The organism is Candidatus Kaistella beijingensis (genome assembly GCF_020084865.1).
Taxonomy (GTDB): Bacteria; Bacteroidota; Bacteroidia; order Flavobacteriales; family Weeksellaceae; genus Kaistella; species Kaistella beijingensis.
Window position 1 is genome coordinate 1,369,714 of the sequence record NZ_CP071953.1, and the last position, 26,241, is coordinate 1,395,954.

The window sequence follows — 26,241 nt, forward strand, 5'->3', positions numbered from 1 at the left end:
CAAAAGTTTGAATTCTTAACTGCAATTCTGCAAATTATTTTAAAGACTCAATAGATTCAATAGATTTCACAAGTTCTTCCACAAAAAATGATTCGCCAAAAATTACGTATGCAAGCCCATATTGCAAGTACAGCACCAAAGCTATGAGGATATAGGAAAAAATGATATATCTGACTCTTGTGGGATAACTTCTGTCCTTAATCAGGAAAAGGAAGAAAATAATCCATATTATTAAAAAAGGAAACACATAGCGTTGACCGATGATTTGGATAAAAATTGAGGCCGGAACCATGATCACGGAAAAAACAGTGCTTTTCTTCAAGAAAATATAGGTCTTGTTCGTGCGGTCTCCCCTATATCTTCTATCCAATAAGTAAATCGGAAAAACAATCGCCACGACAGGTAAAATGTTGAAAATACCACCTAAAACTGAACTTTGGTTTTCATCCGACATATAGCCCCCGAAATGTTCAAAGTAAGTCACAATAGCGGTTTTGGAAACCACATAACTCGCAACAAAAAGGATGACGGTACTAAACTTCAACACTTTTTCATAGAGCTTTTCAGGTACAAAAAGATATACAAGAAAATAAATGTATAAAACGACAACAGCCGAATGGGACATAAACCCTAAAACCGCAAACAGGGCAAAAAGGATGAGTTTACGATTATAAAGAAGATAATAAGCGGCAAACAAGAAGAAGGCAAATGCCAAAAAATACCTTATTTGGTTGATGTACGGAACAAACATCAAAGCAATAAACATGGTAACAATGTAAAATGCATTTGGATTAAACTTAAGTACAAAAAAATAATAAAGTAATGTATAGGCCGCTAAATGGGTGGCAAACAAGGCGTGGAAACCCCAACTGTTGGCTTTAAAGCTCAACACCATATTGCGAAACAAAATATCGGTGTCCTCAAACTCCCAGTCATAAAGACTGTTATACATATCATAATCAGCAGTATAGGTAATTTGTGTTGCATAATAAAGAAAAACGGCAACGGCTATAAATCCAAAAAAGTAATAAACGACCTTCCTGTTAACCAACAATTGAAATTGATTAATAAAAAAATGTCCTATTAAAAATAAGGTGGTAACCAGCATAATCTTCCTAATTAATTAATTTAATTGCCACGGATCATTTTTGGAATAAGCATAATGTCTTTTCTGTAAAAAATAAAATAAAATACCATATAACCCACAACGGCAAAAACCAAACCTAAGAACAACTTCCATATTAATGAAAGCGGGATCGCATCCAATCCTATACGAATCAAAAACAACAAACCAATTGAAAAGAAAAAGAAAGGCAAAATAATTTTAATCTGCTCCAACCAGTTTTTGTTCAATACACTCTGAACGAAGAAAGAGGTGATGATAAACTGGGTGATTTGCTGCGCTAAAATTCCGTAAGCAATTGCAATTAAACCCCGGTTTATGGTGGCAAGTAAAAAGACTAAACCTATAATTTTAGTTAAGATTTCAATCTTCAAAAAAAGGGACGTTTTATTTTTCACCTGGAACATCATCATATTATTTACTATCAACGGATAAAAGGTATAGGCTACACAAAATATTACAAATATACCCGTCATATCCTGCCACTTTTCAGAAAACAAAATAATAATGAGTGGTTGCGCAACCATTGCCATGACAAAGAAAAGTGGAAAGAAGATTAAGCAAGATAATTTCGTATAAAGCTGATTAAGCCCAAAAATTCTTTCATCATCCGATTGATGTGAAGAAAAATAAGGAAATAAAACTCGTTGCAGTACAGTGGTCAGAACCGACGAGGGCATCAGTGTAAACTGGTTGCTTTTGGCATAAAGTCCCAAATCCCTTGTCGACAAAACCCTTCCAATTAAGAAAGGGTATGAATTAAAATAAGCAGCCTGCAATAATGATGAAGCCAAAATCTTTGATCCAAATGAAAAAAGACTCTTCAAGGATTCTACAGAAAATTCCAACTTTGGAAACCATCGAAAACCAATCCACAGAAAAACTGCGTTGAAAAAAGCCATCGCTACATTCTGAAAAACAAGGGCCCAAACTCCATATTGGTGATAAGCGAGATAAACCCCGATAATACCAGACAAAAACACGGCTGCAAGAGAATATTTAGCCTGAGATTTAAAATCCATGGCGATACTAAGTTTCACCTTGTGAATCAGCACAACAGAATTAAGTATGATGCTAACCGAAATTACTCGCAGAACAAGTGTGAGACCCGATATATTGAAAAATTTTTCAACTGTTGGTGCAATAAGAAAGATGATGATTACTATCAAAAATGATGTAATCATGTTGAAGTAAAACACCGTTGAAAAATCGGTTTCGGTACGGTTAAGTTTATGTACAAGAGCATTGCTGAATCCTCCCTCCGAAAAAGTAATGGCTAATGAAATGAATACTAAAACTACTCCAATTACACCATAATCTTTAGGTAACAGCAATCTCGCAAGAATAAGCTCTAAAGCCAACTGGAGGAAAACCACGCCCAACTTGTCTAAACCGCTCCAAACAAAACCCCTGATTAAATCTTTATTTTTATATTCCAAAATTATTGTTGTTCATAATGTAAATAAATAACCGCTTTCGAAATACTGAATAAAAAAACTTGCGGTGTTTCTTTATTAAAACAAAGGTTGGATGATACTTTATCCCTTCAATCTAAAACAACCTTTCTACAGCTTGTCTTTCAATTTTTCGAACCAGGTTCTGTTCTCGTTGGTATAACCGTAACCGTATTTATTTCCATAGCCAAAGTAGTCTTTGCTTACGTCATTTAAAATAAATCCAACGTTTTTAATCTTCTTGGCGTCGATTTGCTTGTTTGCGAAATCAATCAAAGACTGTTCAGTATATCCGCTTCTTGTTACATATAATGTAGCATCTGCAACATCAGAAGTAAGGAAAGTATCGGTAACAAGCATCAATGGAGCAGTATCTACAACTATATAATCGTACTTATCCTTCAGTAAATTAATCATTTGTTCATATCTGCCATTTGACAATAATTCTGTAGGATTTGGAGGGATACTTCCTGAATAAATAACATCCAGATGAGGGTTAAAACTTGAAACATGAGTAATGCTTTCCAGCGTGGTACTGTCATCATATAAATACTCTGTCAATCCACTTAATCCTTTTCTCGCCGGATTGTATCTCTGCAACTGTGGATTTCTAATATCAGCTCCGATTATAATCACCTTATTTTTAGGAGTGGCTAGAGTTAGTGCCAAATTAACAGAGGCAAAAGTCTTACCTTCACCTTTAACGGTTGAAGTAACAAAGATAACTTTTCCATTGTCTCTTTTAGGGAGCATGAACATTACGTTGGTATTCAAAATTCTGAATGCTTCTGCCATCGGGGAAAGATCATTAAGCTCCACAATCTCGCTTTCACCTTTATCCACACGTGGCAACTCTCCTAAAATTGGAGCGGTTGTAAGTTTCTCGAGATCATGTTTAGAACGAATCTTATTGTTGAACAGTTCTCTTAAATAAATGTAGGCAAACGGCAACAGCAAACCGAACAGCAGCGCGGCGGCCAAAATAATCATTTTCTTAGGAGCTACAGGTTGATCCGAAGCATAAGCATAATCTATTATTCTAGCTTTCGGTGCAGTAATGGCGAGAGAAATTGCAGCCTCTTCTCTTTTTTGCAAAAGTAGCAAGTATAGATTTTCCTTGATTTGCTGCTGTCTTTCAATACTTCTGAAAAGTTTTTCCTGTGCAGGAATTTTTCGAATTTTGGATGCAATTGAGTTCTGTTCGCCTTCAATCTGATTTTTAGTTACCTGTAGAGTTACTCTGGTTTTCACCAAGGCATCCATTACTGAAGCGCGCAAATTGGCAATTTGCTTGTTAAGATCAATTACCAAAGGGTTTTGGGGTGTAGCATTTTCCAGTAATTTGTTTCTTTCCAGGATAAGCTGATTATAGGCAGTAATATTGGCTGCTGCGAGGGGATTTCCTAAACCAACACTCGATGGTAGAGTTTGGTTACCTCCAGATTTGTTCATGTAACCAATTAAATCATTGGCAACCTGCAGCTGAGTTTCAACATCTAAAAGACGGGCTCTTGAACTTGCGGAAGATCCCAAATTAATTTGCGCTTCTGTTGGGATATCGGTAATATTGTTGGCAACTTTAAATCTTTCTTTTTCACTTTCGACTTCACCCAATTCATTAGCGATAATGGTGATTCTTTCATCAATAAAGTCCTTGGTTTTTTTTGATTCAGAATTTTTGTCGTTAATAGCGTCGTTGTTATAAGATTCTACCAGTTTATTGACGATGTCTTTCGCTTTATCGATATTTGGATGATTAATTGCCAAGTTAACTACCGTTGCGTCTTTGTTAACCAAAGTCACCTTAGTCATTTTTTGATAGCCGCTTACAGCGCCTTCCGCAGAAGAGTAGGTAATTTTTAAGTCGCCAAGATCTTCCTTTTTGGAGGGACGGTACTCAGGATTTTTAGAAATCATGATATTGGCATAAGGTAGGCTGATTGTTTTATTGTAAGTGGTAACAATATTTTGTGGAAGTTCTTCCGAAGAAATCTCCAGTTTATCACCCGAAATCTTCAAGTCCAATGGCTTCTTGATTGGTTCTGTATATTCTTTGTCATTAATCACTCTGATGATGACAGGAGAAGATTTACCGTAAAGTTCATTTTTTTTAAAATCTTTCTCAGAAATTAGTGAAGTTTGCAGCCCTAAACCGTTTACCACGTCCTTCATCAATTTTTTAGATTTAAGGACCTCCATTTCATTCTCGATGCTATTGGTTCCCATGCTTCCGAAACCACCAAGTTCAGACAGCATGCCCATTTCAGAAGAAGGAGCCTTTTTTGTATCTTTAATCAATACAGTGGACTGCACACTGTATACTGGAGTTGAAGTTTTAATATAGAAAATGGCAAGTACGAGAAATGCAAGTACAGATAGCACAAACCACCACCATTTCTTCAAATAAGGTTTTATAAGTTCGTTAAGATTAATATCCTTCGAAGTTTCAACTTCAGCATTTGAGACTTGAGCCATTTATATTTTTATAAAATGAAAATTATTTTTTAAAGATGGTGATGAAGATACCGGCCAATCCCAACACCATACTTGCAATAGCGATATAAGTACCTGTATTAGGATCAAGGCGTGCGGTTTTTTCTTTAACTTCCGTCGCAGAAACATAAATCACGTCGTTCTGCTTCAAATTAAAATAAGGGGAACTAAAAAAATTGGCATCCAAAATGTTTATCCTTGCTTTGGTCACTTCACCGTTAACATTTCTTACAACCAAGACATCATCTCTTTTTCCATACATGGTTAAATCTCCAGCCAAACCTAAAACGTTAAGCAAAGTGGTCTGTCCTTCTGGAATTGTATATTGTCCGGGACGGGCAACCTCACCCAGTACGGTAACTTTAAAGTTAGCAAGACGAACGGTAACCGTTGGATTTTTTACATACTGAGAAATTCTCCCGTTGAGTTCTCCTTTAAATTCTTCCAGCGTTTTTCCGGTAGTACTTAATTTGCCCAAAACTGGGAAATCTATTTCTCCTTCGGAATCAACGATATAGGGTTTTTCAACATTTTGCGATGATGGCGATGTAACCCCTTGAGTATTATAGTAATTCTGATTGAAAGGTTTTACCACCTCCATATTTTTTGCAGTGACAATAATCAGCAGCTGATCCCCTTTCTGAATAGTCGAGACTGCACTTTTCAATGATGCTTCAGTAGCAATCTGTTCCGCATTCTGCATGTAGTTCAGCTCACTTGTCTTTTCTTTTGTCTTACAAGAAGTCAACAAAAAAAATGAGCAAACAAACATCCATATTATGTTTTTGTTCATTATGATTTTTTAGAAAAAATATTTTGCAAATATACGATTCTATCTTACTTGTCCAAAACTTCGTAGATTGAATTGTTGCTTTTAAATTCGGGAACAATGCTTTTCAAAATCTGTACCACTTCTACTTTTTCCCTTCTTAAAGCGGCTTTGGTAATTCGGTTTGCATACTGTTCAATTTCATCAAACGCCATGGTAGGATCTTTAGATACCATGATCTTCTCATTGTGCGTTGGTAAGGTCTTAGCGTCATCGCTTAAGAGCTCCTCGTAAAGTTTTTCACCCGGACGAAGACCCGTGTAGATAATTTTAATGTCGGTATTGGGTTCAAATCCGGAAAGCTTGATCATTCTGGTTGCCAAATCTAGAATTTTCACAGGTTCCCCCATGTCAAAAACAAAAATTTCTCCACCATTCCCCATTGTCCCTGCCTGTAAAACCAGGTCGCACGCTTCAGGAATAGTCATAAAATAACGTACAATATCGGGGTGGGTGATCGTGATAGGACCGCCTGCTTCAATCTGTTTTTTGAAATGGGGAATTACAGACCCGTTTGAGCCTAAAACATTCCCAAAACGCGTCGTGATAAACTTAGTTGTATTACCCTCCGTTTTCTGTAATGCCTGAACGAAAAGTTCTGCCGCCCTTTTGGATGCGCCCATTACGTTGGTTGGATTTACCGCCTTATCGGTTGAAATCATCACAAAACGGTTGACCTTATATTTGCTGGCAAGTACAGACAAGTTCTTAGTTCCCAAAATATTAACTAAAATAGCCTCATGTGGGTTTTGTTCAACCAAGGGAACGTGTTTATACGCCGCCGCATGATACACCATTGAAAAATTGTACTTCTGGAAAAGTGGTTCTATCCTGTGTCGATTCGAGATGTCTGCCAAAACAAATTTAAAGTGAATGTTTGGGAATTTTTCTCGCATTTCCAGCTCAACTTCATAGAGGGGAGTTTCGGCCTGATCCAGTACTACAACCAATTCAGGTTCAAATTGCGAAACCTGTCTAACAATTTCGCTTCCAATGGAGCCTGCTCCGCCTGTAATAAGGATGTTTTTGCCGAAATGTCTTCTTTTTACTTCTTCATTTTCAATCTTAATCGGTTTTCTATTCAGCAAATCTTCGATTTGCAGCGTTTTAATCGAAGCTCCTAAATCGCTGTCGCGCAATTTCTGAACAGAAGGTGCTTTAAAGACCTGCAAGTCTTTTTCCAGAAAAAGATTCACCCAAGAGTTCATTTCCTCTTTGGACATCATTTCTTTAATAATCAAAACACCGTCCAATGCAAGATCTTCTTTATCGTTGCGTTCAATTTTTTCCTTACTGAAAATAGGTTTCCCCAAAAGGTGAGCTCGCCTGGAATCGTGCCTTTGGGTAAGGAATCCTACAATATGATACGGCAAATTTGGATTATCCAAAACAGCACGTGCAATGGCAATGGAGGTTTCGTCAACACCTAAAACCAAAATCCTTTTCTTAAGTGTACTTCGTCTAAATTCACGCACGATATGGAAAAACTCCTTTACAAAAAGTCTGAACATAAATAAGATCATGAACGACGAGGCAAAAAATATACTCAAAAAAGGAATGTGTGCAATGATGAGTTTTATGCCAAATAACAAGTAGTAACCGTAACTAATTACAGCAACTGTTACAGTACTGCAGAAAGTAGCTAACAGAAGTTTAAAAAGATCGATAAAAGTAGAATGTCGAATGATTCCCGCATAGGTTCTGAATAAATACATGTAAACTAAATTCACTCCTATAATCAGAGCGTACATGTTCACATTGTTATAAAAAACATCCTTATTATAACTTAATTTCTCAATAATGTAGCAGGAAAAAAGCGTGGCAAGAAATATAAGACCAATATCAATTGCCAAAATGATCCATCGGGGTAGATATCTTACGTCTGAAAGGTTTACAATATTATCGCCACCGTAGATTCTTTTAGTAAAGTTTTTACGATAATTCATATTGAGTACCCGTTATTTTTTTTGTTTAGAAACATAGATTTTTTTTCATCTTATTCTATGTGATTTTTTTAATGATGTGGCAAATTTACGAAATATTAAGTCATAATTATTATTTAATAACTATGATTTAAATACCATATCAAATGAATCTTTAATACGCTCCCAATCATTAGCATCCAAATTAGAGCCAGAGGGAAGGCATAAACCGTTCTCGAAAAGTCTTTCGGAAAGGCCTGATCCGAAATAAGGAGTGTCCTTAAAGACAGGCTGCAGATGCATGGGTTTCCATATTGGTCGCGTTTCTATGTTTTTTTCAAGAAATTTAAGCCTAATGGCGTCGCTGTTGATATCACCATTTGGATTTATGCATACCACACTCAACCAATGATTTGAGAAGTAATCGGCATCCGGTTCTGTATGTAAAGTAAAATGTTCAACATCTTTAAATATTCTTTTGTAGATGTTGTGATTTTCTCTTCTTTTCGCAATTCTCTTTTCCAGCACTTCCATTTGTCCGCGACCAATTCCTGCACAGATATTACTCATGCGGTAATTGTAACCAATGTTGGTATGCTCATAATGGGGAGCGTCATCTTTCGCCTGTGTAGAAAGAAAAACCGCCTTATTTTTAAATTCCTTGTTTTTCACGATCAACGCACCGCCACCAGAAGTGGTGATGATTTTATTTCCGTTAAAACTTAAAACCGACAAATCTCCAAACGTTCCGCACTTTTGGTTTTTGTAGGCGCTTCCCAAAGATTCGGCGCTGTCTTCAATAACCGGGATTTCATAACGCTCGGAAATCTCCTTAATCTCATCCACTTTATAGGGCATCCCGTAAAGCGATACTGCAATAATTGCTTTAGGCTTTTTCCCTTTTGAAATCCCAAATTTGATGGCATCTTCTACTGCGTTCGGACAAAGATTCCAAGTATCTTTCTCGCTATCCACAAAAATTGGAATTGCTCCCATATAGATAATCGGATTGGCAGATGCTGAAAAAGTAAGGGACTGACAGATCACGTAATCGCCCGCTTTAATTCCTAGCAAAATAAGTGAAAGATGAAGTGCTGCAGTACCGGAACTTAAAGCTGCAACATGCACATTGGCATCAAGAAATCGTTCCAAATCTTGTTCAAGGCCATTTACATTGGGACCCAAAGGAGAGATCCAGTTTTCATCAAAGGCTGCCTGAATATATTTCATCTCTGCTCCACCCATGTGGGGAGAAGAGAGCCATATTTTCTTATCCATGTTCTGCTTCATTCATTTTAATAATACGTGCAGGATTTCCCACCACTACCGCATGATCGGGCACATCACACAACACTACCGCTCCAGCTCCTACTATCGCATGTTCACCAATTGTAATTCCCTGTATAATATTGGCACCCAATCCAACATGTGCACCCTTCTTTACCGTAATATTTCCTGCAAGTGCAGCGTTGGGCGAAATGTGCACGAAATCGCCAATCACACACTCATGCTCAATAACTGCTGCAGTGTTGATAATACAGTGTTTACCTATTTTTACCTCGGCATTGATGCAGACTTTAGGCATGATCACCGTTCCCTCTCCCATCTCTGTAAATCTGGAAACGTAGGCGCTGTGATGCTGCATGGTTTCAAATTCGCAAAGGTCTTTTATTTTCTCGTAAATTTTCTCTCTGATTTTGTTTACTCCAATAGCGATGATCACTTTTTGGTTGCGAAGCAAATCGTCTGTAGGCTGGTAAACAGCTAGATTGTGAGGAAAGGTTTTTGGTGGATGGTCATCTACCAAATATTCCAAAAGATGGTTATTTGAAAGAATAAGGTCGTAAATGACTTTTGCCTGACCTCTCGCTCCGTATAAGATCATGCTACGTTTCCTTTAAAGGCCTCCATCGTCATGTAGTTGTTGGCATTCACGCCATGTCTTTTTACCACCTTTTCCATGGTCACCAAAACAATTTTAGCATCCAGACTTGGCGAGATTTTCTCTACATATTCCACATCATATTTAAACTTCTCTTCCCATGAAAGTGCATTTCTGCCATTCACTTGCGCCCAACCTGTAATGCCGGGTTTTACATAATGCCTTTTCCGCTGCTCTTCATTATAGAGCGAAAGATATTCCGGCAACAACGGACGTGGACCTACCAAGCTCATTTCACCTTTCAGCACATTGATCAACTGTGGAATCTCATCCAGCGAAGTTTTTCTTACGGCTTTTCCCACAAAGGTAAGCCTTTCATAATCGGTAAGCATTCTACCGCCCACCATTTTCTGGTCGCGCATGGTCTTGAACTTGATGATATTGAAAATCTTACCGTCTTTCCCAGGTCTTTTCTGTAGAAAAAAAGGTGTTCCCCCGTTGCAAACCGTCAACATAATCGCAATAACCAAAAACAGCGGACTGAATATGATCAGTGCAGTAAAAGCTACCAGAAAGTCGATAAGGGGTTTGAGTTGAGATTCGTACATTCAGTATGGTTTGGTTAGATATTTTGGTGAAAAAACCCGATCCTTATTTCGGTTTTTGAGTCTATCTAGCGAGCGATTTTCTTCGGTAAGATACATATACAATAATGCCTATTGCCGTAATGGCAAGAAGGGGGATGTAGTCGTCGATGGGTAAATCATCGTCTCCCGGAGGGCCTTTAAACTCTTCAGCTGGAGCCGAAGAGTTTGCACTAACTGATGCTCCAGTGCTTTCTGACTCCTTAAATCGGTTCGTTTCCTCTTGTGCATGGGAGAACCCATAAATCAGCAATATTAATATAAAAAGTGTTTTTTTCATTGTAAATAATCAGATGCAAATATATCAAATAATGATTAATCTAAAACAAATGTTAAAAAAAAATCAAATTCTTTTTTTTCTTATTAAAATTTTTATTACGTATTTATCAAGATGTTTAGAGTCTTTATATCAGTTAAATCATTTAATATGTTATTAATTAATTTTACAATAACACTTTTTATATTTCTGTTTTTTACTTTCAATTAGAAAATCAATAAAATACTAATGGTGGAGGTGTTCTACCATTATGCATCTTTTAATTTCTAATTTTCCTAATTGATGTTGATGAACCCTGATTAATTTTTAAAATATAAACTCCGGCGGCGATATCTTTACCGCTAATGATGACTTCTTTGCTATTACCTCGTTTATGAATGATTAGGCGACCAACCGTGTCGAAAACCTCAACACTGTTGATCTGCTTATTCAAAGATTTCACTACAAAATCTTTCCCATTGCGGTACACCATTACATTTTGATTTGAATTTTCACCAGTTGCTAAAGTAGTTTGGGGTTTGTAGATTATCTCAAACCGGTTCAGCAACTCGCCTTCATTTGCGGTGTAGCTGTATGAACCTTCACTTAAGTCTGTTACAATTCCTTGCAATTTATCCCTAAGATATATTTTCTGGTTGGTCGCAAAAATACCTTCTTTATATTCAATTCCAATGGTATAAGTTCCTACGCTGAAATTGTTGGATCCCAGGTGTACTACATCGTCAATTAAGAGTGGATAAATTCTACCCTGAATCGCCAATTTTTGATCATCCACCAAACTGTAAAAGCTATCGTTTGAGCTCATTGCAGGTGCGTCATATCCAAGATCAAAATCGTTTGAGCTTCCCTCTGCATAACCGATTAGCAATATATTCTTGTTTCCAACGGGTGAAGTTTGGTAGAGCCAAAAACGATCGGTCGAATTGCTGTTCGCAGATCTGGAGTTGAAAAACACAGAATACTTTGAACCATCTATATTTTCCTTGGTTCTTATGCTGTTATTGAACTTGAGCTTTTTCTCATCTGCATTCATATTTTCAACTGCAGGTTTTGCCAGAATAAGGAATCCTTGTCCTGGTTTCACAATTTTAGTAGGATATGCCGATGAGCCGCTTGCACTACCGGCCGCAGGAACTCCCCCTAGAAAGTTTAAAGTTGCGTAATTATTAGCAGTATAATTGCTATAAGAGCCATTTCCTGTAGATATAACGGTACCGGTTACCGCATTGGTATTTGTCCAGAAATAGAAAACTCCATCAACCACGGATGTGTTTTCGGCAACTAGTTTGCTTAAATCTATATTTGAAGGAAACGGATTGGAAACCATATTAAGTCCAGCCCTTTCTCTACCGTTAGGTGATGGGATTGCTGCATGATATTCCAGTGGAAAAGTAATATTATCATTCTCATTATTTGGTTTTCCGATGAATTTTCCCTGCCAAAATTCTCGAGTATTGGTGTTCCAGTTGTTTGGTGCCCGAATCGCATATCCTTTGGCTGGAACGAACGAGGTGGTGGCATAATTCGGCACAGAAGCAAACGATCCGTCTATCTCATTGTAGGTATAGAATCTCGTAGAAATTGTATTTGGCGAGAAACCTTTGAAAATCTGTCCCTGTACAGGCGAACCCCAATACGTATATTCCTGCCGCTTCATTAAAGAGAAGCGGTGTTGCTCGATTTTGGCTTTGGAATTATCGGCATTATCATTCTGCATGAGTATCGCGTTGTTATCTAAAAAGAAATTTCCGGTGGTTCCATTGGTATTGTCGATACCTCCTTTTGCCCAAAAGACATTGGGTTGTGGAGCGGTTGTACCATTAAAATCGGCAGTTGCAGGAACTTTCAACGTTGCATCGGCTGCAGAGACGGTGGTCATTTCGTTGACGATGGTTTCGCCGGTGGCGGTTTTGGTACCACTACCTGAAATTTTCAAATTGGCGTAATGAGCATCTGCTGGTTTGGAAACTGCTTTGTTTGTCACAATTTGTTCTACAGGTGAAGTTGTAACACCGTTATATTCAATTATTGAATTTGGTAAAAGTTCTATCGTTGGGTTGTTGGTTGCTTTTATCGCTGTAGTAGAACCACCAGAAAACCCATCGGGATTGGCAACTTTGAAAGTTCCTGTAATTGCCGAATTATTAGGATCTATTCCTTTTACCGTAAACTTACCGCCCGACTGAAATGTAAGTCCTGATGTTGAGGTGGTTCCTGCGGAAACATCGGAGCCAGAAACTTCCACATTGAGGTACTGTTTTGGAGGGTTGCTTGCTCTTGCTTGAATTGGCTTGTCGCCAGCAAATTCAATAATCCCACCTGTCAAAGTATAATTTCCACCGAGACTTGGCTGAACACCACTTCGATAAATCTTATATCGCCCTCCCGACATTATTAATTCACCATCTTCCGCAGTAGCATCAGCAAATCCATAACCAGAATCATCAATAACTTTTCCTGTTCTGATTTCAAGTTTTCCGGCACTTGAAAATTTAATAATTCCGTTGTTTGATTTGAATTCAAGATCGTCGTTTAATGGTGGATTTTTAGTATCTAATTCTACAATGACGTATTTGCTAGATGAATTAGAAGACAAACCATTCCCGGTAAACTGGTTCTTTTTTCCTTTATAATGATAGGTCGCATTTGTTGCATACGTTCTACCTGCAGCTGGGGTTTGCACATTTCCAGTATTTGCAGTATTCGTGATACCATCTGGGGAAGTGATGACAAGCGTACTACTGTCCTCATTAGTAAAGGTTTGCGAAGTTCCGTTGAATTTGATAAGAAGTGGATCGGGAATATTTGGTGCAACAGGGTTATTGAATCCAAAATCGAATGTTGCGCCTGTACTTACTCTAAAAGTAGACTTGTCGCCCAAAGTGAGATTATTATTAATTAATTTTGTGTAACCTTTACTGACATTAAACGCAATGTTCGATGCAGTTAATTGATTTATTGCATTGATATTTTGTGCGTTACTTGCGGTACCACCATTACGCACAAAATTAAATTTTGTATTAGTACTATTAGAAGTTGCAAATAAATTTCCACTCAAATTTAAATTTCCACTCAAGTTTATCGTACCTGTTCCACTGGCTTTGTTCATATCTAAATCACCAGAATTAATGTTTAGATCACCCAAAACATTCAGTTCTCCTATACCTCCAGCTACTTGACTTAAAATAATTGATCCTCCATCTAATTGTACATTTTTCAATACGTTCAGTGTCATTTTTAAACTACCACCAGCTAGTTGTAAAACTGTTTTACCAGAGCCACTTTTTGATAAGTTTCCATTAACATTAATATTTTTTGAAGAACCGGTTGTAGTCTGGATCTGTATAGTACCTGCACCTTTTATAATAAAATCACCACCTATGTCAATTGTACCGGCGTTTAGATTCATATTATTAGAAGTATCATCACTCTTAATTGAAAAATCTTTATTTGTCAATTTAAAGGTTTCATTTGGGAAGACCGTCCAATTCCCAGCAATCCCAGAAGTTCCTATGTCAATATCTAAATAACCGAATTTTGTTCCTAAACTATTATTGGTAATATTAACTTCATTATTAAATAATTTTTGCGTCTGATCCCATTTGGTAAAGGAGAAAACCGATAGACCTGCAAAATTCTCATCACCTGTCCAAAGATTTTGTAAATAATTGTTAATGAAAACATAACCTTCATCTTCAACAGTGAATTTGGAGGTCGCATTTCGAACAAAATTATAGTATGCGCTTCCGATTGTTAAAGTTGCATTTTTGCGTACATATAAATTTGTTCCTGCACCAATTGAAAAATATCCAATTACCTCAACGGTACCTGCTTTAATATCCAAGGACTTTCCATCTGCAATTCTTAACCCTGTAGTAGTATCGGCTGAATAAACATATCCTCCTTCAACAATAATATTATTATATGTTGCTCCACCTGCAACATTAACAGAACCACTATTTAAATAAATTGTTTCCGGTTTTGTTGTTAAATTCTGTGGGGAAAATGATGCACTTGGGCCTGTAACATCTACCCAAGTACTGCCATTCCATCTTTGCCAAGGATATATACTAGATTGAGCATTAGTTGAATTAAAGAAAATATTGCCCAAAAAAGCTGGGTTGGTTCTATAATCACCATTTACATACGTAATTGCGCTTACGACTACGTTTACTGTGGTGCTTCCGGCTTTATAATTGCTTGTAGCTGCTTGGTTTACGGTTAAAGTTTCTGTACCGGCATTTGCGCCAATTATTTGCCAAGGTGCAGAAGCAGATAGCGTAGCAAAACCGTTGTTTGAAATCGAATAACTTAAAGTTCCATTAGATGTAGAAGTAATATTTGCACCCGGCAAGTCGTAAGTACCGCCTACTGATAGTGTAATTGTAGAGGTTGTAAATTGAGGAGTTCCTAAAGTAATATTTGCGAAAAGTCCTGTTGGCTGAATTAAGTTATAGTTTCCCGCATCGGTTCCTGAAATGGTGTAATTTGCAGTTACAACGATATTATTACCCACATTGGTTTGTGCGAAAGTTCCCGTGCCGGCAGAAAGGTTTACAGTATCGCCACTTAAAACACCCGCCGTTATTGTTCCCCCGCTTATTGTTGCGGCATTTGTTCCGTCATATTCTTTGTTCTGTGCTGTAGCATTGGTAATATTTAAATCTTTTTTGGTGATGTTTGCCGTAAGTGTGGGTTGAGTGAGCAAGTAATTGTCTGCACTTGCCCCAGTTAACATAAAGTTTGTGGTAACCGGTTTACCGTTCCCTGCATTTTTATTATTAAAGTTTGCATTTACTGAAGGCGATAATGCAACATCGTCACCAGTAACTTTATTATTGAGTGTAGGCGAGCCGTTTAGAATGGCGGTAGTATTTGCATCGTAAGTTTTATTGTTTGCAGAAACACCGGTTATAGTGAGAGGTCTTTTATCTACAGTGAAACTTTGCGATACAGCAGTCGCCGCATTCCAATTTGAATTACCGCTTTGCGAGGCAGTAATGTTAGTTGTACCAGCTTTAAGAATGGTTAACATATTCCCAGAAACGGATGCTACGGTAGGATTTGAACTTGTATAAGTTATTGTCAAACCTGATGTTGCATTGGCTGACAATGTTATATAAGCCGACCCATACTCCGCGTTTACTAAACTGCCAAAAGTTATGGTTTGATTGGCTTTTCCAATATTAAAAGTAAAAGTCGCCGGGGAACTCGTTCCATTGGCATTTGTTGCAGTAACATCTACAGAATAATTACCTGCGGTAGTTGGTATACCCGAAAAAATTCTTGTTCCCGAATCAAAAGAAATTCCTGGAGGCAATGTTCCAGTAAGCGTATAGCTTGTTGGGTTATTCGTTGCTGAAATTGTCTGCGAAAATGAAGTATCAACAGTACCTGTGTATGAAGCTCCAGTAACTACTGGCGGTGATGATGTGGTCACAGTTAAAGTTGCCGGATTGGAAGTTACACTACAAGTTCCCGAAGAAACTTTTACGCGGTATTGATACCCACTCATTGCGGTGGTAGTTGCTGGTGTGGTATAACTACTTGATGTTTCACCGCTAATATCACTCCATGTCGTTCCACTATTTGTGGAAACTTGCCATTGATAGGTAAGTGATAAACCAGAAGCCGCGACAGTAAAGTTGGCTGTGGCCGGAACGAGAACTGCTGTATCACTTGGGTTCATGGTAATTGTTGGGTTAGTGCAGGATAAAGTACCTTTTAAAATAACATCATCAATACCCGCAGTATTAATACCCTCATTTCCAGTAAAACGGATTCTCAGATTTGAGGTTGAAGGCAAACCTGTCATACTACGTAAATACCAACCGGCCGTACCAGTTCCGGTACTAAGATTTGTATATGTTAATTGACTGTAATTAATGCCATCAGAACTTAACTCAACTTTAATCGGCTGGGTCGCTGCATTAGTTGCTTTTCGTAATCCTACTGATAATTGAAGACCAGTATAACCTGTAGTGTTGATTCCCGAAATTTCAATATACTTTGTGATAACGTTTAGTAAAACATTGCCATTTCCTGATGCGCCAGCATAAGTAGTACTTGGAGTACTAGTCCTAACGTCTGTTCCCGAAGTACCTGCCGTAAAGTTAAGAACACCATAATTCTGAAATCCCGTGTATATATTTACTGACGTATTTGCAGAAGGATTACCAAAATCCTCCGAAAAAACCGTCGTCTGCCCCCACCCTTTCACCGCCACAATCAGCAGTACCAGGAAAAATAATTTATATAAAGAAAATAGCTTTGTCTTCATCTCAAAGAATTTAGGGTGCAAAATTACATTTTTTTTAATTTCAATTTTTAAATTTTTGTTAATTATTTATTAAAATGACTACCCTTTTTTCAACGGTTTGCAAAATTGGTTTATACAATCCGCCGAAAAACATGCATATTATTACATTCTTTGAATAAAACCCAACAACAAAAAGGTTTACAGAAGAAAATTATTCTTAAACGGCTTGTTGTAAAGGGATTGATGAGTTTGGCGAGGTAGTGGGATTGATAGGAAGCAACCACCCAGCTGCTGGCTGCGCCGACGCACCACCCCTCCAAAGGAGGGGAAGATTTCCGCTCGATTGACATGGGTGGTAATTAAAACAAAAAAAGACGCCCTAAAAAAGGCGTCTTGCTATATTTACTTGTTTTTCTTATTTTCGAATCTTCTTGCTATACTGATCACCGTTTTTCAAAATGACGTTCACAACATAGATTCCATCCACGAAATCAGCAGCAGGGAATCTCACCTCGCTAGAATTACTTTTCTTTAGGAGAGACATTCTACCAGAGGTATCAAAAACCTCTACCGTACTGATAGAACCGCTATCTGAACGTACCACAAAATCTGCTCCGTCTCGATATATTAAAACTCCATCTTTTGCATTACTGTCTGTGGCAAGCACCGCGCCCGGTTTGTAAATAATTTCGAAACGGTTATTGTTTAACCCTGCAACACTTGTATAGGTGTAGGATGCTTCAGACAGATTGGTGATGATTCCGGTTTGATTATCTTTTAAGTAAATCGCCTGACCTCCCGCAAAAACACCTTCCCGATCGCCGAGTGAAATGGTGTAATTACCATCCTGGAAATGGCTCATTCCCAAAGTCACCACATCGCTATCTGCGAACGGATACTGTCGCCCTTGAATCAATAACCTTTTATTCTCATTCATCATAAAGAACTGGTCGTTGCCGTTTCCAGGGAAAATGGCATCATAACCCGCATCATAACCATTTGTACCGCCCTCGACATATCCGATCAAAACCGTATTTTTGGTGTCGATTGGTGTGATTAAATTCAACCAGAATCTAGATTTTTCGTTGTTCGCACCTGTTCCTTTATTAAAGAAAGGCGCCGCATTTCCCAGCTCGGTACGAATATGGTTTTTAAACTGAACCGAACCATTTTGAGCTACTTCCGCAAGAAAACCTTGTCCAACTTTAATTATATTTGATGGAGCTGGCCCAACAGATGCTCCCGTAGAAGTGGTGGCACTTACTCCACCCACTCCGGAATAAGATGCATAACCGTTTCCGTTATAGCTTCCAAAGGTTCCGTTTCCGGTGGTGGTATTACCGGTCCAAGTTGCATAATTAGTCCAGAAATAAAAAGTTCCGGTCAATAAGCCAACATTATCTGCCTTTAATAAATCAAGATTGATATTGGACGGATAGGGATTCCCAATCAAGTTTCGCCCTTTTCCTGCACCGGAATAAGTAACAGGCACACCCGGAATCAGACCATTATTTGGTTTACCGGTAAAAGTGCCGACAAATGTTGAAGCGCTTGCCGGCGAAAAATTATCAGGTGCACGAATCACATATCCTTTTCCTGGCACCATTGGTGCTGAATTGGCGATTGTGGTAAATGAATCGTCAATTTCATTGTATCTGTAAAATCTGCTATTAACGGTAAGTGGAGAAAACGCTTTCAACTGCTGATTGTCCACAGGTGTTCCCCAATAGGTATAATCGAGCCGTTTCATTGTAGAGTTGCGTTTTACCATGATATTGTTACCCATAAAAGTACCGCTATCGTTAATTTGGATTAGGTTTCCATTAGATTCCACCACGATATTGCCGGTGTTGGTAATATTGTTTAAAACTTCCACGAAAGAGTTGGCACCAATAGTAAGTGTAGCACCTGCATCTACTGTACAGTTACAAGCCTTGAAACTTCCATTAACCGAGCTATCGTAATCGCTTTTGATAATCGCAGCTATTCCATTTCCATTTGGTGTCCCTAGATCCCAACCGTTGTTATAAGTTGATGCAGCACCCACGGTTACTACTCCGCTTATATTGGTCGTGCCGTTCCATTGCCCACCACCTGAAGCTGAATATCCTACATAATACCAAGAGCATCCTGCATTTCTAAATCGATACGTGTAATAATATGTACCAGCAATAGTAGGTCTGAAATCAACTACATACTCATCGTTATTCGTTCCGCCACCTCCAGCATTAAAAGTAGGAGTAAAAGTTGTCCAGTTTGCAGCTGGCCAAGTACTAGGATCGGCAGATCCTGTACCGTAACCAAACTGCACTTCTATTTTTGTAGATGGTCCTGTTACAGCATTAGTTGCTGTCGTAATACCTTCTTGGTAAACCTGACCATATACCAGATACTCGGACGCAGCACACATATATCCCGTCTCAGAACTTTGGGTCATCAATCCACCGTAGGTGATTGAAGTTACCAATACATTTGAACTCGTTACCATTCCACAAGAATTTGTTACCGTAACATGATAAGTCCCATTCTTTGTTGGAGTATATGAGTTTGAATTGTTACCAACTGGGTTGCTTCCCTCATACCACTGATACGCAGCGTTACTGCCAGTTACAGCAATAGTGAGCGGGCTATAGTTCGTACCACAAACCAATTGCTCTACCGGTTGGTTTGCAATTGCCAAAGCATTATCAACGATTAATGTTCTTACCGGACTAGTTGATGCATTATACAAACCGTTATCTCCGCCATATACGAAACCGCATGATCCCGATTTAAATCTGAAAGTATAGTTATAAGTTCCTGCCACCGTAGGAGTCCAGGAATATTTGAATTCATCATTATTACCATTTTGCAAATTAAAAGTTGCGGCAACCCAAGTCCACCCAGTAGAAGAGGTAGGATCACTGCTTGTGGTCGAATATCCAAAATCCGCTGACACTCCTACTCCTTGTCCCGCAGCTTCCGTTATTCCTGAGATATAAACCTGTCCTGTTGGTGTCAATGAAGTTCCAGAACAAACTGCACTTGCAAGCCCAGAGTTGATGTTGGCCCAACTTGCGACTTTTCCAATAATAATTGCAACAGAATCTGAATACGCTGTACTCGCTGAAAAAGAGCAATTCACCTTCAATCGATACCAAGTGGTTTGTGTAATGGTTGGCGTTGTATAATTTGTATAAGTTGATGATGCAGTTCCGATATTTGTAAACGTAGTTCCATCAGTTGAACTCTGCCATTGATAGGTAATTCCACTAAAGCCGGAAGTATAACCACTCGCAGAAATCGTTGTACTTCCTGAATCACAAAATGATTTAACAGCGGCAGAAATCGTACCACCAGAAGGTGTGCCTGTACAAGCAGTTATTCCTTTTATTACAATATTATCGATAACAAATCCTGGTTGGTTGCGTGTACTATTATCATTGTTCCATCGAAAACCTATCTGAAAAATAGTATTATCAACCGATGAGGGTAAAGAAACTATTGCGGATTGGGTCGTGGAATTATCATAATATCTTCCATCATTATTTGGTCCTCCTGTTGCCATAGCAATCCAAGTTCCTGTAGTTCCCAATCTATATACTACTTGTCCATAATCATAATAAGTACCAAAACGGCTTCTTTCCCCATCTGCTTTCCAGTTGAAGTTAATTGTTATAGAACCATAATTGTTTGTATTTATCGTCCTATACACTACAATTGAGGTATCTGGATTTGTATTTCTATAATTTCCCGGAATTACGCTGTCTCCATCATAATTAGCAATCATCAACGAGTTTCCATCAATATTATAATTTAATGCATATATTCCCCAAATGTTTGCACTTACTCCATTCGTTGGTGTTATACTACTCATCCATCCGCTGTATGGTATTGAAGTTAAATAACCCGTATTCAATGAATTAAAATTCTCAGAGTAAATAGTAGTCTGGGCTTTTAATGGAAAAGCTGTAAAAGTAAAAAATATAAAAATCCAGAATGTATGCAGGTTTCTGCGTAAATAGATAGATTTATTTTTCATAGCAGGGTGTTTTAGATAGATGTGGTTATTATGTTTTTATAAAAAAGCAAAACTTTAATTGGCAAATTTATGAATTAATATCTTATTTTTCATAAAATACGTTAAAAAATAAAGTTTTTTTTCGCTAAAATCTCCCTTATTTATTTAGTGCAAGAATTCATAACATCAGAATAGCGTCAGTAATTAAATCCTTCCATCAAGTTTTCCGACGAAATTTTTCCGAAATAATCAGTTACATCAATGGCCAAATTATTTTTAAACTGTCCAAATTTCTGTCGCCATTAAAACTGCTGTCATGCCAACGACCGGAGGAATCTTGCAGATCGTTCATTCTTATAAGGTAGGTTCAGGATAAACATTAGGCTTGTGGCCGCTTGGAGAGCAGCGGCAGCGCTGGGTCTTGGAGAGGCAACAGGAATATTAAGATGCGTTAGTTTCCCAACCATCACCCAACATTTTTCCCTATTTTTGTCAAAATATTTTCTTATGCTCCTCCTCGACTCACCCTCTCATAACGCCTATTTCAACATCGCAACTGAGGAATATCTGCTCACCCGTTTTCCCACAGAAGACCTGTTCCTTCTTTACGTGAACGCTCCGTCCATTATCGTTGGAAAATTTCAGAACACCCTCGCCGAAGTGAATTTAGATTACGTTAAAGAAAATGAGATCAAAGTGGTTCGAAGAATGTCCGGCGGCGGCGCGGTATATCATGATTTGGGAAACCTCAATTTTTCTTTTCATACTTTATTAACCGACCAGGATTTTGGCGACTTCTCGCAGTTCACGAAACCTGTACTTAATCTTTTGAACAGACTTGGAGTTCCCGCAGTTTTGAAAGGAAGAAATGATTTGCTGGTGGAGGACAAAAAATTTAGCGGAAACGCCAAATTAGCTAAAAAGGGAAAAATGATCCAACACGGCACCATCCTTCTCAATTCGGAAATGGAGATACTTGCCGAAGCCCTTAAAACCAATCCGCTGAAATTTATCGACAAAGCCACCAAATCCAATCGTGCGCGGGTAACCAACCTCATCAACTATCTTCCAAAGGAAACCACCACAGAAGATCTCAAAAAGCTGCTTACCGAAGAAATTATTCAGAATAATCCCGGAGCAGAAAGATATGTGCTCACCGTTGACGACCTCAACGCGATTCAGCACTTGGTGGAAGAAAAGTACAGCACCTGGGATTGGAATTTCGGGTTTTCCCCCAACTATAATTTCCAAAAAGCCATCAAAGTTCCGGCAGGATTTATTGAAGTGCATCTGGATGTGCACAAAGGATTAATAGAGAAAGCAAAAATCTTCGGCGACTTCTTCGCACCGGAACCCATCGAAAAATTGGAAGAAATGCTGATCGGCCAGAAACACGAAAACGACAATCTTAAAGCGTTATTCAGCAAGATCGATCTTACCTCATTTTTTGGAAAAGTTACGCCAGATGAAGTCTTGGAAGGATTTAAGTAAACGACATGCATTGTGGTCATAAGGCAAAACGCACCACTTCTTGAAAAACCTGAAAGTTATTTTTTACCTCTCAACAAAGAAATTTCCTCCTTCAAACTCAAAAACATTTCCTTCACGTCCCTTACTTCGACATTCTCCGGCTCGTATTCCTGAGTACTGATGCTGCAGGCAAACTCCCATATTTCAAAAATTTCTGGAAGCGGAATTTTAAACGGCTCATAAAAATTGTTGTCCGATTTCACGCATATCGAATTCCCTTCGTGAAACTGAAACCTTTTATACACGATACCGTCATTCGCTGTAACAAAAATATAGGTTCGGTCTGTTTTTAGGTCGGCGATATTTTCCACATACTTGCCAACAATATAGGTTCCGTCCTTGTAGGGCGGCATCGAATCTCCACCCGCCGGAAATGCCCGAAATTTGCCATTCCTCAAAAACGGCAGCGACAGTGTTTGCAAACCTTCAATATAGTCCGGATCTTGATAACCGTTCAGATAACCCATCGACGCTTTTGTGGGAATAATTTCGATCTTATTTTCACCTTTTGAATCTACGGCAACCGGAACCAAAATTTTATTTTCAGAAATCTTGACCATTTGCTCCAAAGGATACTTTCTGATGTCCACACTCAGCAAAATATCGATGCTGACATTGAAATATTTGGCAATTTTCAACAGCAAATCCAGTGGCGGTTCCGAACTGCCGTCCTCGTACTTTACATATCTGCCGCGCGTAATTTTAAGGTCGTCCGCAATTTTTTGTTGGGTAAGATTTTGGCGGTCTCTTAAAAGCCTGATGTTCTCTGAAAAGATTGACATTGTTATAAATTATAACTACAAATGTAGTAAATATTGTTATAATAACGAATGTGCACCAAAAATTTGATGACCATCTCACCAACTCGATCAATTCATTCCGAGTATGGCAAGGAATGTCGAGAAATATCATCACAGGTCATTTTTAGCTCATCCATTTCATTCAGTATAAAGGTTCGATTAAAGCAATTCCATGTGATTAAAAAAAATTGATAAATAAATGGACTAAAATTTTTGTATTGGTAAATTATTTGCATAATTTCACATCCAATTATTGAATCAGGCGTTTCTTTAAACAGAACAGGTATATTTCACCAAAAAAACTAATTTTAATGATCCTACCAAACGCTCATTTCAGAAAAACGCACCCTAGCAAAATTTTACAAATCTTGATTGTATGCAATTTATAAAAGACTATCAGCAAACCGTTTCCAAAGCCATTCACGAATATACTTTTACCGATAAGTCTGACCCGCTTTACGAACCCATTAATTATATTACTTCTCAGCACGGAAAAAGAATTCGCCCCATGATGGTTCTGATGGCGAATGAGATGTTTGGCGGCGATCACCAAAAGGCTTTAAAACCAGCTATTGGAATAGAAATCTTTCATAATTTTACACTGGTTCACGATGACATTATGGACGCAGCTGAGTTAAGAAGAAACAAACCTACTGTTCACACGTTGTATGGACTGAACGTGGGTATTTTGACTGGTGACGCCCTATTGCTGAAATCCATCAAATTTTTCGAAGATTTAGAGCCCGATCTTTACCATTCCTGTTTACAGGTATTTATTCGCAGCGGTCTTTTACTTTGCGAAGGTCAACAGCTCGACATCAATTTTCAAAAAGAAAAACAGGTGTCATTCGATGATTATTTAAAGATGATTACCTATAAAACTGGAGTTTTAAGCGCTGCATCTTTTGAAATTGGAGCTTTGATTGCAGGGGCAGATTCCGCAGAAGCTGAAAACATTTCCGCTTTCGGAAAACACCTCGGAATAGCCTTCCAAATGATGGATGACTACCTGGATGTCTTCGGTAAAGATCAACAGATAGGAAAAGTGCATGCAGGTGACATCGCAGAAAATAAAAAAACGGTTCTTTATATTTTAGCCAGAGAAAACGCAACTCAGGAAGAGCTTGAACGTTTAGATTACTGGTATGCCACAGAAAACCAAAATAAAGATAAAATACAGGCCGTAGAACAGATTTTTCGACGTACCAAAGCAGATGAAAGAGCACTTTTACTCATACACAAACATACTGATATTGCAAAAAACCATCTCGATCAAATAAAAGTGGACGACGAAAAGAAAAAACCCTTAATTGAACTTGCCCACTTTCTGCTGAAAAGGGAGTCGTAGGATTCAACAGGATTGTATTCTATTTTGATGCAGTAATCAGTTCGTTTAAAAATGATTATCTGTTGATTAAAACAATATAAAATAAAATCATTGAATAGATTTTGAGCAGGATTGATCTATAAATTCTATTTAAAAAATTGGTAAAATATTTTTTTACAATTTAAACATAAAGTATATATTTGGACTATAAATTTTAGCCAATACGACATATTCTATGAAGTCAGTCATCATCATCGGTTCCGGGTTTTCTTCTCTTGCTTCGGCTTGTTACATGGCAAAGGCAGGTTATCAAGTGACAGTTCTGGAGAAGAATGAACAATTGGGCGGCCGAGCTTCCTTATGGGAGCATAAAGGATTCCGTTTTGATATGGGTCCCAGTTGGTACTGGATGCCCGATATATTCGAAAGATTTTTTAATGACTTTGATAAAAAACCGTCCGATTACTATCAACTCGAAAAACTTTCCCCTGCATACAGAGTCATTTTTGGTCCACAGGATTATATCGATATTGCCGATAACTTAAATGACATCACGCAAACCTTTGAAGGTATAGAGCCAGGAAGTGGAAATAAAGTGTTAAAATTTATTGAGGCAGCCGGTAAAAATTATCAAGTCGCCATGCAAAATTTGGTGTACAACCCGGGCCTATCCATCATGGAACTGGTTTCTGCTGAAAGTGCTGCCCGACTTAATTTATTCGTTCAAAATATTTCCCGACAAATCCGGAATAAGATCAAGAACCCAAAACTGAGAAGTATTCTGGAATTTCCGGTTTTGTTTTTAGGTGCAAAACCTTCAAAAACCCCCGCCTTTTATAACTTCATGAATTTTGCAGACTTCGGTTTGGGAACTTGGTATCCGAAAGGAGGATTTAATGCTGTATCAATGGGAATCGTAAAACTCGCAGAAGAATTGGGAGTGAATTTTCAGGTTAATGAAAAGGTAGGTGGATTTGATTACAAAGAGGGAAAAATTTTCTCTGTAAACACCGAAAAAAATAAGTATAACGCAGACATCGTAATTTCCGGTGCTGATTATGCGCATACGGAAAAACTGCTTTCAGAAAATAGAAACTACACAGAAGAATATTGGCAGAAAAAAACGTTCGCACCCTCATCGCTTCTGTACTATGTTGCGTTCAATCGAAAAGTAAACCACCTGTTGCACCATAATTTATTTTTCGATACCGATTTCGAAGCGCACGCTGAAGAAATTTATGATACCAAAGTTTTTCCCAAAAAACCTTTATTCTATGCAAACTTCTCCAGCAAAACAGATGATTCACTTGCTCCGGAGGGAATGGAAATAGGTTTTTTTCTCATTCCTTTAGCCGTGGATTTGGATGACAGCGAAGAAATTAGAGAAAAATATTTCCGGATCATCCTCGACAGAATTAAAAAATGTACCGGCGAAGACTTAAAGGATGCCGTTTTATTCAAAAGGTCTTTCGGAGTGAATGATTTTAAAGAAAGATACAACTCCTGCCGCGGAAACGCATACGGATTGGCAAATACCCTCTTACAGACTTCATTTCTAAGACCTTCTATCAGGAATAAAAAAATAAAAAATATGTTTTATACCGGTCAGCTAACCGTTCCCGGACCCGGTGTTCCGCCGGCAATTATTTCAGGAAAGGTGGTGACGGACTACATTCTTAAAAATTTTGGACAGTGATGAAT

Annotated in this window: 15 protein-coding genes; 3 read left to right on the plus strand and 12 right to left on the minus strand. The window is 38.2% G+C overall.

The window, feature by feature from the left end; genetic code table 11:
• Window positions 1-34: 34 nt before the first annotated feature.
• From J4771_RS06390 to J4771_RS06440, 11 genes are all read right to left on the minus strand, one after another.
• Window positions 35-1,108 carry an EpsG family protein gene (locus J4771_RS06390; protein ID WP_224137673.1) on the minus strand — a complete coding sequence of 358 codons (1,074 nt, stop codon included), beginning with the start codon at window positions 1,106-1,108 and terminating at the stop codon, window positions 35-37.
• Between the two features lie 20 nt (window positions 1,109-1,128).
• Window positions 1,129-2,562, minus strand: coding sequence for a lipopolysaccharide biosynthesis protein (locus tag J4771_RS06395; protein WP_224137679.1), 1,434 nt, complete (start codon window positions 2,560-2,562; stop codon window positions 1,129-1,131).
• A 126-nt stretch (window positions 2,563-2,688) separates the two neighbouring features.
• Window positions 2,689-5,052, minus strand: coding sequence for a GumC family protein (locus J4771_RS06400; RefSeq protein ID WP_224137680.1), 2,364 nt, complete (start codon window positions 5,050-5,052; stop codon window positions 2,689-2,691).
• 22 nt (window positions 5,053-5,074) lie between these two features.
• On the minus strand, window positions 5,075-5,863 hold the full coding sequence (locus J4771_RS06405; RefSeq protein ID WP_224137681.1) for a polysaccharide biosynthesis/export family protein: 789 nt from the start codon (window positions 5,861-5,863) through the stop codon (window positions 5,075-5,077).
• 44 nt (window positions 5,864-5,907) lie between these two features.
• The gene (locus J4771_RS06410; protein ID WP_224137683.1) at window positions 5,908-7,845 is read right to left on the minus strand and encodes a polysaccharide biosynthesis protein; all 1,938 of its coding nucleotides are present in this window, start codon (window positions 7,843-7,845) and stop codon (window positions 5,908-5,910) included.
• Between the two features lie 120 nt (window positions 7,846-7,965).
• A complete protein-coding gene (locus tag J4771_RS06415; RefSeq protein ID WP_224137780.1) occupies window positions 7,966-9,099 on the minus strand; it encodes a DegT/DnrJ/EryC1/StrS family aminotransferase in 1,134 nt (377 codons plus the stop codon).
• A complete protein-coding gene (locus J4771_RS06420) occupies window positions 9,092-9,706 on the minus strand; it encodes an acetyltransferase (RefSeq protein WP_224137685.1) in 615 nt (204 codons plus the stop codon). Before J4771_RS06420 ends, J4771_RS06415 begins: the two co-directional genes overlap by 8 nt.
• The gene (locus J4771_RS06425) at window positions 9,703-10,311 is read right to left on the minus strand and encodes a sugar transferase (RefSeq protein ID WP_224137687.1); all 609 of its coding nucleotides are present in this window, start codon (window positions 10,309-10,311) and stop codon (window positions 9,703-9,705) included. The genes J4771_RS06420 and J4771_RS06425 overlap by 4 nt, the downstream gene beginning before the upstream one ends.
• A 61-nt stretch (window positions 10,312-10,372) precedes the next feature.
• Complete coding sequence (locus J4771_RS06430; RefSeq protein ID WP_224137688.1) at window positions 10,373-10,627, minus strand: hypothetical protein; 255 nt, start codon at window positions 10,625-10,627, stop codon at window positions 10,373-10,375.
• Between the two features lie 256 nt (window positions 10,628-10,883).
• Window positions 10,884-16,904, minus strand: coding sequence for a YDG domain-containing protein (locus J4771_RS06435; RefSeq protein WP_224137689.1), 6,021 nt, complete (start codon window positions 16,902-16,904; stop codon window positions 10,884-10,886).
• 394 nt (window positions 16,905-17,298) lie between these two features.
• A complete protein-coding gene (locus J4771_RS06440) occupies window positions 17,299-20,904 on the minus strand; it encodes a T9SS type A sorting domain-containing protein (protein ID WP_224137690.1) in 3,606 nt (1,201 codons plus the stop codon).
• Window positions 20,905-21,390: 486 nt separating this feature from the next.
• Between J4771_RS06440 and J4771_RS06445 the strand changes: the two genes are divergently transcribed.
• Complete coding sequence (locus J4771_RS06445) at window positions 21,391-22,374, plus strand: lipoate--protein ligase (RefSeq protein WP_224137691.1); 984 nt, start codon at window positions 21,391-21,393, stop codon at window positions 22,372-22,374.
• 56 nt (window positions 22,375-22,430) lie between these two features.
• Here J4771_RS06445 and J4771_RS06450 read toward each other — a convergent pair whose 3' ends face one another.
• On the minus strand, window positions 22,431-23,195 hold the full coding sequence (locus tag J4771_RS06450) for an XRE family transcriptional regulator (RefSeq protein ID WP_224137692.1): 765 nt from the start codon (window positions 23,193-23,195) through the stop codon (window positions 22,431-22,433).
• A gap of 394 nt (window positions 23,196-23,589) precedes the next feature.
• Here J4771_RS06450 and J4771_RS06455 point away from each other — a divergent pair, with 394 nt between their 5' ends.
• Window positions 23,590-24,561, plus strand: coding sequence for a polyprenyl synthetase family protein (locus tag J4771_RS06455; protein WP_224137693.1), 972 nt, complete (start codon window positions 23,590-23,592; stop codon window positions 24,559-24,561).
• Window positions 24,562-24,775: 214 nt separating this feature from the next.
• The gene (locus tag J4771_RS06460) at window positions 24,776-26,236 is read left to right on the plus strand and encodes a phytoene desaturase family protein (RefSeq protein WP_224137694.1); all 1,461 of its coding nucleotides are present in this window, start codon (window positions 24,776-24,778) and stop codon (window positions 26,234-26,236) included.
• The last annotated feature ends 5 nt before the right edge of the window (window positions 26,237-26,241 follow it).